At 62.5% G+C, this 11,636-nt stretch carries 11 protein-coding genes; 3 read left to right on the top strand and 8 right to left on the bottom strand.

What is annotated here, in order from left to right; all coding sequences use genetic code 11:
- Positions 1 to 48: 48 nt before the first annotated feature.
- The 3 genes from D4765_RS10445 to D4765_RS10435 form a co-directional block, all read right to left on the bottom strand.
- Entirely contained in the window at positions 49 to 243 is a 195-nt protein-coding gene (locus D4765_RS10445) for a hypothetical protein (protein WP_136642236.1), read from the bottom strand.
- 506 nt (positions 244 to 749) lie between these two features.
- Positions 750 to 1,400: a DUF305 domain-containing protein gene (locus D4765_RS10440; protein ID WP_136642235.1), complete on the bottom strand. Its 651-nt coding sequence runs from the start codon at positions 1,398 to 1,400 to the stop codon at positions 750 to 752.
- Positions 1,401 to 1,500: 100 nt separating this feature from the next.
- Entirely contained in the window at positions 1,501 to 1,980 is a 480-nt protein-coding gene (locus tag D4765_RS10435; protein ID WP_136642234.1) for a hypothetical protein, read from the bottom strand.
- A gap of 240 nt (positions 1,981 to 2,220) precedes the next feature.
- On the opposite strand from D4765_RS10435, the gene D4765_RS10430 reads away from it, so the two are divergent.
- Positions 2,221 to 3,627 carry a coiled-coil domain-containing protein gene (locus D4765_RS10430; protein ID WP_136642233.1) on the top strand — a complete coding sequence of 469 codons (1,407 nt, stop codon included), beginning with the start codon at positions 2,221 to 2,223 and terminating at the stop codon, positions 3,625 to 3,627.
- A 66-nt stretch (positions 3,628 to 3,693) separates the two neighbouring features.
- On the opposite strand, the gene D4765_RS10425 is transcribed toward D4765_RS10430, so the two are convergent.
- On the bottom strand, positions 3,694 to 5,316 hold the full coding sequence (locus D4765_RS10425; RefSeq protein WP_161580412.1) for a polysaccharide deacetylase family protein: 1,623 nt from the start codon (positions 5,314 to 5,316) through the stop codon (positions 3,694 to 3,696).
- 464 nt (positions 5,317 to 5,780) lie between these two features.
- On the opposite strand from D4765_RS10425, the gene D4765_RS10420 reads away from it, so the two are divergent.
- The gene (locus D4765_RS10420) at positions 5,781 to 6,845 is read left to right on the top strand and encodes a dimethylarginine dimethylaminohydrolase family protein (RefSeq protein ID WP_201799285.1); all 1,065 of its coding nucleotides are present in this window, start codon (positions 5,781 to 5,783) and stop codon (positions 6,843 to 6,845) included.
- Positions 6,846 to 7,421: 576 nt separating this feature from the next.
- Here the strand turns inward: D4765_RS10420 and moeB are convergent.
- The 4 genes from moeB to thiO are packed head-to-tail and all read right to left on the bottom strand — an operon-like array spanning position 7,422 to position 10,867.
- Entirely contained in the window at positions 7,422 to 8,603 is a 1,182-nt protein-coding gene (gene moeB / locus D4765_RS10415) for a molybdopterin-synthase adenylyltransferase MoeB (protein WP_136642231.1), read from the bottom strand.
- Entirely contained in the window at positions 8,600 to 9,391 is a 792-nt protein-coding gene (locus D4765_RS10410; RefSeq protein ID WP_136642230.1) for a thiazole synthase, read from the bottom strand. The genes moeB and D4765_RS10410 overlap by 4 nt, the downstream gene beginning before the upstream one ends.
- Positions 9,392 to 9,393: 2 nt before the next feature.
- Positions 9,394 to 9,648, bottom strand: a complete 255-nt coding sequence (gene thiS / locus D4765_RS10405; protein ID WP_420824532.1) for a sulfur carrier protein ThiS — start codon at positions 9,646 to 9,648, stop codon at positions 9,394 to 9,396.
- Positions 9,641 to 10,867: a glycine oxidase ThiO gene (gene thiO, locus D4765_RS10400; protein ID WP_136642229.1), complete on the bottom strand. Its 1,227-nt coding sequence runs from the start codon at positions 10,865 to 10,867 to the stop codon at positions 9,641 to 9,643. Before thiO ends, thiS begins: the two co-directional genes overlap by 8 nt.
- 116 nt (positions 10,868 to 10,983) lie before the next feature.
- Between thiO and thiE the strand changes: the two genes are divergently transcribed.
- Positions 10,984 to 11,628, top strand: coding sequence for a thiamine phosphate synthase (gene thiE / locus D4765_RS10395; RefSeq protein ID WP_136642228.1), 645 nt, complete (start codon positions 10,984 to 10,986; stop codon positions 11,626 to 11,628).
- The last annotated feature ends 8 nt before the right edge of the window (positions 11,629 to 11,636 follow it).

Here is an 11,636-nt window from a genome sequence, read left to right as displayed (position 1 = left end):
CCACCAGCCCGCGGGTGGCCGGACTCGAACACCTCCGGCTACGAAACCTCACGTGTCGGGCGGCGGAGGGAGGGCGACGGTGTAGCTGTCTCTGCCGACCGCGGCCGCCGACCCGGCCGCGGCGGTGAGTGTTTGACCTGGGACGCTGGCGATGTGTTGGGTGCTGGACCAGTCGAAGCTCGGCTGGTTCACGGCGGCTGCGGGGATAGATACCGCGATGGCGAGAAACGCCGCGAATGCCATCGCTATCACGCTCAGCAGCCGGCGGGGAATCAAATTGCCACGGACAAATGCTGTCCTTTCAGCTGGTTGACGTCGTGGCGATTCCAGCGAAGGGGGGGAATGGCGTTCTACCGAATTTCTACTCGCTGGCACAGGCTCTACGAGGTGCTCGGAGGGCTGGGCAAGACCCGAAAACAGGGACTGGTCGTGCCCGGGGCTCACTTCGGGAAGCGGCTCGTCTTCGATGGATTGGCCACTTGCTTCCTTGGCGTCCCTGCTGGCGCGTAGCTGCCTTCGGGTGGGATTCTGGCTTACCTGTAGAGGAGGGGCTTGTTGACTTTCCGCTTCGCGTGCTGCCCGTCGGGTCGCTGGTATCGGGCTGATCGGATTGTGGTGTTCTGTCAAAACGTGTGTCTCATCTATGGATTCAAAAGCGGAGCCGCCGTGTCGCGTGTGGTTGCGAAGCGAGGGGCCGGGCAGCCGTCCCGTTTTGGGTGGGGGCCGCCCGGCGCTGCGGTGGGTCAGGGTTAGAGCATGGTTTGCATCGTGGTGATCTCCGCTGTCTGGGAGGTGACGATGCTTTGCGCAAGCGCCATCGCATCTGCGTTCTGCCCGGCGGTGAGTTCCGTCTTCGCCATATCGATCGCACCGGTGTGATGCACGATCATTTGTTGCAAATACAATTTCGCGGCATCGTTCCCGGTCGCCGCGGCAAGCTTGTCCATGTCATCTTGGGACATCATCCCGGTGCCCATACTCATCCCCGACATTGCTGTGCTCCCAGGTGTGCTCATCCCGGACATGTCTGTGCTGGTGGGCGTGCTGGCACTGGTCGCACCCCATTCTGTTAGCCACCCGTTCAACTTGACGATTTCTGGGGATTGTTCCGATTTGATGGTGTTGGCGAGCTGCAACACCGTCTCCGGGACATTGCCCTTCGCCAGCAGCGTGTCGCTCATCGCAACAGCCTGCTGGTGGTGAGGCAGCATGTCCTGGGCGAAGGTGACATCCGCGGTATTGAAAGTCGCTGACGCCCCAGCGGTGGGTGCTGCGCTGCTCATCGAGCTGCCGCCCATATCCATACCCGGCATGTTCGAGTTCGAACCGGAGCAGGCGCTTAACGTGAGGGCTGCGGCGATCGCCGCAGCGGAGACAACAGTGAGTCGTGGGATGTTCATTGAAGGAGTCCTATTCGTAGTCGCACAAAGAAAACAATCAAAACGTGTCGGCGCGACAGCGCCGTAGCCGCGGGCGGGGACCCGCCGGGACAGTTTTGGTTTAGGTGCGACTGATCGATAGGGCGACCAGGGACGGCCGCAGCAGATGGGGTTCTACTGCTCGAACGACAGGGAGCAGGTATCGCCCAGCCGCGACGAGTGCTGAAGAGATTGCGGCGAATCGTGCAAAAGCTACGACCAGGCTGAGGATGATCAGGATCACGCAGCTCATCGCGAAGACAGCGCACTGCATGGCACAGCCAGGGCACCCTTCGATGCCCGCCATGCTCATTTCCTGGATAAGAGGTAAAGCCAGTGCAGTTGCCGCGACCGGAACAGCGGCCGTTCCCCTCATCGAATCAGCGGGAGCATGGCTGACCGCTGACGTGCTCGCGGCGGACATCGAGTCATGGCCGGGCATCGATTCGTGATTGTTCATCGTATGCAAGGCAAATAACCCCATCAGGGCAGCAGCAATCGCGACGAGAACAAGCAATCGAGCAGAAAGAAACCGGAACGCGCGCGCAGGCGAAGAAGTCACATCCGCTCGCACGCTAACCATCCGCTTCCTGCAACCCTTCCCGATACCGCCGTCACCAGATACCCCCTCAGGGTACGTGATGATCCTCCGAATTCTCAAGGGTCCGGTTTGGGTACCCATCCCGCTGCCGGTCGCGTTCCGGCGTGTGCGAACACGAACACGGGTTTCCGCGGGTAGCGTCAGAGCGGTGCACCCGTGATCCTGTGTGTGGATCGTTGACCTACCCGATTCGGATTCCCTATGGCAGCCGCCGTCTCCCCATTCCCGCGTCACCCGACACCGCGTAACCGGTTGCCGGTGTGGCGTGCCGTGCTGTCCTTCGTGGTGCTGATGTGTCTGGTCGCGGCGGGTGGGGTGACCGCTCCGACGGCGTTCGCGGACGACTATCCGACCTGGAACGATGTGCAGGCCGCACGTCAGAGCGAAGGCGCGAAACAAGCCGAAGTGGCCACAATCACAGCACTGATCACGCAACTGCAAACTGAAGTCCAAGCCGCTCAAGCCGCGGCGTCCGCGGCGACCGCGGCAAACGCGGCCGCGCAAGATGCCCTGCTGGCCGGCCAGGCCCAAGCCGACCTGCTCACTAGCCGGGCCGCCGCGATGCAGGCACAGGCCAACAAATCGCATAAACAAGCCGCGCAGCTCACCGCCGAGCAGTACCGCACCGGTGGCCAGGACCTCACCGGCACTATGCTGGCCAGCAGCTCCGCGGACGTGCTGGATCTGCTGTCCCGGCTAAGTAGCATGGGGAAACTCAGCTCCACCATCAACGGCGTCTACGTCAAAGCGGTCCAAGACACTAACACTGCAAAAGCGATCAGCGACCAGGCTGGTGTCGCCCGGGATGCTCTCGCCGGGCTCGCTGCCGCCGCGCAAGCAGCGCAAGACAAAGCCGTTCAAGCCCAAAAGGACATGGTCGCAGCCCTCGACGCGCAAACCGCCCATCAGAACGAGTTACAAGCCCAGCTCGCCTCGCTGACCGCCGCGACCGCGACCACCGAACAGCAGTATCAAGCCGGCGTCGCCGCCCGCGCCGCCGCAGCCGCGGCAGCAGCAGCGGCAGCGCTTGCTGCCGCACAGGCAGCCGCCCAGGCAGCGTCAGCGTCAGCGTCTGGGTCTGGGTCTGGGGCGCAGCAGTACTCAGCTGGGCCGGTGTCCGGAGACGCTCAGACGCTTGCGCAGCAACTGATGGTCTTCGTTGACGGCGGTCAGCTCTCCGGGTCCAGCCCTGACCACATCAAAGAGATCAGGTGGATAGCGCAAGGCCAGTCCGTACCGAACTGCGGCATCGACGTGAGGGTTCTGCAAGTGATCCTGATCGCGGTGGAAACGTTCGGTAGCGCCGGGGTCAGCGACATCAACCGGCGCTGCACCGGTCAAATAGAAGGAGCCGGTATCTACTCCGCGCATTACCGAAACGGCGGCGGTCACGCCGTGGACTTTTACAGCCTCGGCGGGAACGGCGCGACCGGTGCTGATAGTAACTCCCTGACCCTGATCGGTGTCCTTGACCCGGTGATGCCGGGCGGGTCAGGGCTTGGCCAAAGCAACTGCCGCCGCGCCGCAGGCGACGAGCCGCGGCTCCGAAACTTTCAAGACTTCTACGACACCTGCGATCACTTACACATCAACGACCCCCTCAACTAGCTCCCCACCCACCCGGTGGGGAGCTCGTTCGCAGGCCCGTCACCCCGAGCGGCCTGGGGCTCCTTCCTATTTTGGTGGGGTCGCATCTCCTGGGGGCGCGATTTCTACTCTCCCCGTCACCGGCGGGGCGGTTCGCGGTGTCGCAGCGGCCGTGGCGGGGCCGGCGATAGCGGGCGCCCCGACTGTGTCGTAGAGGGCGTAGTCGTCGGTTGTCAGGGTTCCGTTCCGGAACAGGTTCAACCCGAAGCTGATCCCGGTCATGTCCGCGGGGATCGCCGGGGTGGTCCACAACGCCTGCGTGTATGCGGTAGTGGCCGGGAACCACGGACTTGACGTCCAGTACCGCCAGGTGCCGAGGCTGCTTCTGAGATATACGGCGAACTGGGTTACCGCTGTGGAGTTGTACCAGGTCCGGAGGGAATAGGTGTGCCCAGCCGTAACGGTTGGGGCGCACGCCCCGAGATCCAGTGTCGGTAAGAGTTTCCCGTCACCATCGACGTAGTTCGTCATCGTCAGCTTCTCCGCTTTCACCCCAGAATGGGTGGGGGTGGTCGCCGCGAAAGCGGCCGTGTTGTTGCCGTACCCGCCGAGCGTCCAACACGACGGCACCCCGCTCGCTGCGGTTGTTTCCAACCCTGGGTTCACGACACCGTTCTGACCTGGGCCTGCGGCGGGGACTGCGGGGCCGTTCACGAGGGGTTTCACTGTCCCGCCGATGACTTGCCCCACCGTTTCGGTGTGCGTGTTCCCGGTCGTTGCTCTGGCTGCCAGCCAGGACGTGAACTGGTCAAAGATCGTGGTACTCACCGATAGCGAATCGCAGTTGTTCGGGCACACGTGGTGGAAGGTGAGTTGCACCCAACCGCCAGCGGTTTCCGCGTTCGTGACCGAGTCCTGCAGATCCTTCAACGTCCACGTGTTATCGGCCTCGTCTAGTGCCTGTGTTGCGTAGGGGTCATCCGGTGGGGTGGGGGATGCGTAGTCGCAGTCCGGGCAACCGAACCGGGACTTGATATCGCCGAGCATCCGGGCACTGTTATACCCGCACCCGGCGACGAGTTGCTCGGTTTGTGCGTTCGAACTCGCGAACGGGTACGCGAAACTCGTGACTTTGAACCCCCAGTTCGTCAGATTCACCCGGTCATTACAGATCTGACGTTTCTGCTCATCAACCGTCAGTGTCGGTAGGTCAGGGTGGCTGACCGTGTGCCCACCAATCTCGTTCCCGGCCGCAGCGATGTTCTTCAGATCAGCAACAGTCAGAAAACCACCCGCACCAACCCGGCCGGAATTCATGTAAAACGTTCCGACGACCTTGTACTTCGACATACTCGCCAACGCGTTCAACTGATCCGAGAACGTGTCATCGAACGTCAAACTGACCACCGTCAACGGTTTCGCAGTCGCACCTAACGCCCGCGGCGCGGTGCCACCGAACGCTGCGAAACCCGCCAAAAGGCCAACACCGATAACGACCGCGACCAGCCGCGACTTCCGAGACCACCGACCCGCCGGCATCCCCACCAAACCACCCGTGACAACAACCCTGCTACGCATCTCGACCTCACCAACGATCACTATCGACAAAACTCCCGACACAATCGCTTCTTGGACCCTTACCCCCAGAGTGGAAACGAGGGCCGCCGTTATGGGCGGACACGGATTCGCCGGAACTGATCTGACCACCATGTCGGCTAGCGGACCCCGCACGCAACGCGGCACCGCTCCGCCGGCCAGGTACTGCGGGTTTAAGCCCTTGTGTGTGGAAAGCCGCCCAAGAGTGCGGACTCCGTGCGGGAATTTAGCACCACACCGCAATCAGCTGGTGCTACCGTCTGAACTGACTCTCACCATTTTCGGCCTGTCGCACCGAAACAGGTTCCGCGGCAGCCATGACGAGGAAACCACAACCACGCGTCTGCTGCTAAAGCATCGCCCTCGCCTATGCCGGGATCCGCCCACCGGCCAAGCCCCATCCGCAGCCGCAGCCGCCTTAAGCGAAATCCAGATCGATTTCATAGCGGGTGAGGCCGAGGATACCCTCACCGTGATTGCGTATCGCCGCGCGCGTCTGCTAATGTTTCTCGTCCTGAATGCCTTGCTTCACAGCTCCCGCCGATCCCGGTCCGCCGCCCGGCTAAACTCGGCCAAGCTTGCGACAGCGGCCATATGGTTCCGGCCACAACAACGAGGGATTACCCATGACATCACCCCAAGTCTCGTCCAGACGGATTTTCGTTGAGAGCGAGTTCGCGCCTTTACGCACCGTGGTGTTCGCGCAAGCCGAGATGCGACTGCCCGCCGCCAGCACCTTCTCGCCGGCACAGCTCGAAGAAGAAATCGGAATCATTCCCGCAGACAAACGTCACCTCATCCGCGAACTACTGGGCAAGGATCACGCAGTTGCGATGCCGGAACGACAGTCCCAGTGGGAAGCGGAACGATCCGCCTTCCAGGCAGTCCTCCACAAATACAATGTTGAGGTCCTTCGCCCGAGACTTCTGACTCAGTACGAAAAAGACGCCGGCGGTCCGGATGGTTACGCCAACGCGTTCGTTCGCGATCCCTGGTACACGATCGGCAATCACGTCATCGAAGGGTCGCTGCGGTACCCGCAACGCCGCCGCGAGGTTCTAGCGAGCCGCGACATCATGCGCTCCGAAGTTCTGCCAGCCGACGGCAACTACACCGCCGTGCCGCAACCCGAGATCATGCCGCTCGAAATCGATGAGGGCGGTCCCGGCCCATTCCTTGAAGGTGGCGACGTGCTCGTCTATGGCCACCACGTCTTCGTCGGCCAATCCGGCCGCGCTTCAACCCAGCAAGGCGCCGACTATTTGCGGAAACTCTTGGCCCCAAGCGGATACACTGTCGAGGTCGTACCGCTGAAGCCCAACATCCTGCACCTCGACTGTGCGATGGGTTTGGTGCGCGATGGCCTCGTCGTCGTCTACGAAGATGGCCTGCTCAACGGGGTTCCCGAAACCCTCGCGAACTGGGAACGCATTCCCGTGAGGCAGGAAGAGGCCGCGAATCTCGGCACAAACGGCCTACCGATCAGCCCGACCGTGTACGTCACCGACCCATTCTTCGAACGCATCGGTAACGAGGTCGCGAAGCACGGAATACAGGTCGAGTACGTCGACTACCAAATCTCCCGAGGATTCGGCGGAGCATTCCGTTGCAGCACACAACCCCTATGGAGAGAAACCGCGTAGACAAGGCCGTCACCTTAAATGATGAGGACGTCAACCTAAGTCGAACCCGATGCGGCAATCTACGCCGAGCCCACCTCGGGGGATCGGGAGATGGTTTTGATGCCACTTGTGGCTGACAAAAATGAGAACTTGATCGTGTTTGCCGTCGCTCTCTTTCTAGGTGATGGTCGCCTTGCAAAGGGTCATTGGCCGTGAGCCGCACCAATCTGATGCCTCCGCATCGATGAGATCCCGATCATTCCGAACCGGACGAGTACCACCGCACCGGACACGGCGAGCACAACGGCATGCGTGTAATGCCAGGTCAGGGCTGGTGGAGTCGGTCGCGAGTGTTGCTCGGTGTCCAGAGCGTGCTCTGCCATGTGCAGTCCCCTTTGATCGGCCCCCGCACAATTGCGGAGTGTCATGCCCGCAGCTCCGTGACCGTGCAGCACTACCACTCTAGGAGTAGACCCCGGGCTCTCAGATAGGACCGGGGGCAACGCCAAATTCAGTGGCTGGTCTGGAGTTGATTTTTGTGTGAGTGAGCCGGTGAACGATCGCTGCGCACGGGGCTTTCATGGTTGCGATTGATCGTCAGTATCCAGGGCGGGCTGGCTCGATGTCTTGGATCCAGGAGAGTACACCGCCGGCTAGGTGCGTCACGCGGGTGTAGCCGTGGCGATTGAGTTCGGCTAACGCGATAGCGGAGCGTGTGCCTGTTTTGCAGTAGAGGATCAGGTCGGTGTCGCGTGGTAGCTCGCTGAGCGCTTGCCCAGAGAGAATGTGATCGAGGGTGACGAGGCGTGACCCGGGAATTGCGACGATGTTGCGCTCTCCTTGCTCGCGCACATCGATGAGATCGAAGTTGGCATCACCCGTTTTTCGTTGTGTCAGGCGAGCTGCGAGCTGATGCGCCCCGATTTGGTCGACTCCTGAGGACGGCCTTTCACCGGTTCCGCAGAACAGTTCATAGTCGACCAGCTCGGTTATCGGCAGGACTGAGCTGTCTTTTTGTACTGACCACTCCCGCCAGGACGCATTCCTGGAATCGAACAGCAATACCCGGCCGAGGAGTGTTTCGCCGACGCCGGTGATGAGTTTGACTGCTTCTGCGACCATCATTGAACCGATGACACCGCAGAGCATGCCGAGCACGCCGACCTCGCCGCAGCTGAGAGATGCTCCTGCGGGTGGAGCTTCGGGGAAGAGGTCACGGTAGGTGGGCCCGTGACGTTCCCAGAAGACACTGACTTGGCCTTCGAAGCGGAAGACTGAGCCCCAGACGTAGGGTTTGCCGAGGATCGCGGCTGCATCGTTGACGAGGTAGCGGGTCGCGAAGTTATCGGAGCCGTCGATGAGTAAGTCGTAGCCTGCGATCATTTCAAGCGCCGTGCTTGAATCCAGCCGGACGTTATGGCTGTGAACGGTCACAGTGGGGTTGAGTTCGGTGACCGCCCGGACAGCGGATGAAACTTTGGATTCGCCGATGCCTGAGACTTGGTGGATGATTTGCCGTTGTAGGTTGCTCACGTCGACTGTGTCATCGTCTACGATACCGATCGTGCCGATTCCAGCGGCGGCCAGGTACAGCAATACTGGTGAGCCGAGACCGCCCGCCCCGATCACGAGTACGCGTGCGTTTTTGAGCCTGCGTTGGCCGAGGTCCCCGATTTCGGGGATGATCACGTGCCGGGAGTACCGCTCCGCTTCGGCTGCGATGAGTTCCCCTGCGGGTTCCACGAGCGGAGGCAGGGTTGTCGTGGCTGGTCGGTTCACAGGTCGGGGCGTCCTTCCATGCTCGACGAGGCGAGGGCATGCTGCCGTTTCGGGATTCGTCCGGCCTGGGTTGCTAGGCGTCCGGCGATGACGGCGTGACGGAATGCTTTCGCCATCCTCACGGGATCCTGGGCGCGGGTCACGGCTGTGGCGAGCAGCACGGCGTCGCAGCCGAGTTCCATTGCAAACGCGGCGTCGGATGCGGTACCTATTCCGGCGTCAAGCACCACGGGGACTGTGGCGCGTGACACGATAAGTGCGATGTTGTGGGGGTTCAGAATCCCAAGCCCGGTGCCGATCGGTGACCCGAGCGGCATCACAGCCGCGGCGCCGAGTTGCTCGAGCCGTAAGGCGAGGACCGGGTCATCGTTTGTGTAGGCGAAAACTTTGAAGCCGCGTGCGACGAGTTGCTCGGTGGCATCGACGAGTTCGACGGCGTCTGGCAGCAGGGTTTCCTCGTCGGCGATCACTTCGAGTTTGATCCAGTTGGTTTCCAGGGCCTCCCTGGCCAGTTCAGCCGTCATCACTGCTTCGCGTGCGGTGAAGCAGCCGGCAGTGTTCGGCAGCACCCGGATGTCATGGTCGAGGAGCAGTTGAAACAGCGACCCGGCCGTGCTCGTGCTGTGGCGGCGCATCGCGACCGTGGTGAGCTCGGTGCCTGAGGCCAGTAGCGCCTCGCCCAGGCCGGTGAGGCTTGGCGCGCCACCGGTTCCCATGATCAGACGAGAGCGAAGCTCAACGCCGTCGATCACTAGCGCGTCGCGGTGTGGTGGTGTTGTAAAGTCCATGGTTAGCCTCCTTGCGCTGCGGTAACAATTTCGATGTCATCGGCCGCCTCGAGCACGGTCGTGGACCATTGGCTGCGTGGCACGACGTGTGCGTTACGGGCGACCGCGATGCCGAGCTTGCTGCCATCGGCGGACCGTCCATCGTCGGTGATCCGACGGCCGGTCAGTGCGCTGACGAGATCAGCGACGCTCTGGCCAGGTTTCAGGGTGCGGGTGACGCCGTTCAGCGTGATCGTGGTGATGCTCAGCTCAGGCACGGGTGTGCTCCTTCGAAATGAGAGGCGAGAACCGGTCCGGGCGGAACCGCTGCCAGCGGGAGTCACCAGAGTTGTCGAACAGTTGTACGCAGATCTCTGCGGCGACGGGTGTCAGGAGTACCCCGTGGCGGAAGAATCCGGTAGCCACGATGAGCCCTGGAATGTCCTGGCCGCCAGCCGCTGAGGCAACTCGGCCAAGAAGGGGGGCGTTGTCTGGGGTGCCGGGCCGGGCGCGGGCGGTCACCTCTATCAGCTCCAACTCCGCGACGGCGGGAACGAGGGCTTGGCCGTCGCGAAGTAGTTGGTAGACACCGCCGACGGATGCGGTTTCGGTGCCGTGTTCGCGTTGCGTTGCGCCGAGGACAACTGTTCCGTCGGAGCGTGGCACGAGATAGACGGGAACACCGCGAACCAGCCCGCGGACCGTCTCGTTCAAAAACGGTTGAAGATGCCCTGGTGCCCGCAGCCGCAAAATATCCCCGTGTACTGGCCGAAGCGGCAACGCGAGGTCGTCGGGCATCCCGCCGAGCGAGCTGGCCGCTCCTGCGTTTGCGACGATGACCTCGGTTGCTGCGACAGTCGATCCGTCGTCAAGGGCAACCCCGGTGACGCGAGAGCGCGAGTCGCCGGGCATCTTGTGCAGCAAGCACAGCGCGCTCTGCCTGATCCCGGGCTGGTGGGCCCAGCCGTTCCGGTGGGCGAGCTCAGCTAACGCCGCCTGCAGACGGGCGGCGAGCAATCGCGGGTCGACCTGGTGGTCTTGTTGTATACGGAATGCCGCTGAAATGTTCGGGCTGAGAAGCGGCTCGTGTGCGCGCGCTTCACGAACAGTAAACGAGGTCACCTGTAAACCGTGCGAGATCTGCAGTTCACGCAACTGAAACAGTGCCTGACTGTCTGCCGGGTCGACACCAAGCACCAGGGTGCCGGGCGTACGGAATCCGACAGCGGCGGCGTCCGCCCCTAGGGATGCGATGAAGCCAGGATAAAGCGCTGCGGACTTTAGAGTGAGTTTGAGGAGTTCTTCTTCCTTGAAATGTAGTTCGCTGACCGCGGCGAGCATGCCCGCTGCGGCATAGGTCGCGCCTTGTGCCGGCGCGGGATCGATGACTGCGACTGTGCGACCAGAGCGTGCGGCAGCCCACGCGATCCCCAGGCCGATGATGCCCGCACCGATCACTGCCACGTCAACGGACCGCGTTTCGGTCGGCCCGCTCATTGTGTGTTCCCCTCCGGCCATGGCAGGCAGGCCGTGGCTGTGATGGGTCGGCCGGGTTGTTGGCTTGGCAGTGCGAGTGGCGCCGCGGCCGTACGGGAGAACCTAGGGTTGGTGGCATGACGATGAATCCTGGGCGGCTGTATCTGTGCACTGACGCCAGGCAGAGCCAGGGAGATTTCGCCGAATTCGTGGATGCGGCTTTCTCCGGTGGCGTGGACGTGATCCAGTTGAGAGACAAGACAATCGGCGCAGGCCACGAGCTTGACCTCCTCCAGGTTCTCCGCGAAACTGCGGAACGGCACAATCGCTTGTGGGCGGTGAACGACCGCGCCGACATCGCGATGCTTTCGTCCGCGCCGGTGTTCCACGTCGGCCAAACTGACCTCCCGGTTGTTTCGGCCCGGCGACTGCTCGGTGCGGAAACGATCATCGGGCTCTCCAGCCACACGCCTGACCAGGTCGATGCTGCGATCTCCGCCCCGGGTCCCGATTATTTTTGTGTGGGCCCGGTCTGGGCGACACCTACGAAACCAGGGCGCGCCGCAACCGGCCTTGATCTGGTTCGCCATGCCGCGGCCAGAACGCACGGAGACCCGACGGCGCTCCCGTGGTTCGCGATCGGCGGCATCGATCTTGACCGTATCGGCGAGGTCGTTGACGCGGGGGCCACCCGTGTGGTGGTCGTCCGGGCAATCACCGACGCGGACGATCCGGCCGACGCTGCGAGACGGCTGCTCGACAGGCTGCCTCCGCTTAGCTGAGAGCCGCA

The sequence above is a fragment of the Subtercola vilae genome (assembly GCF_004923255.1).
GTDB classification, from domain to species: Bacteria; Actinomycetota; Actinomycetes; order Actinomycetales; family Microbacteriaceae; genus Subtercola; species Subtercola vilae.
Note: the sequence above shows the minus strand (reverse complement) of the source record. Positions and strands in the feature narration are given on the sequence as shown.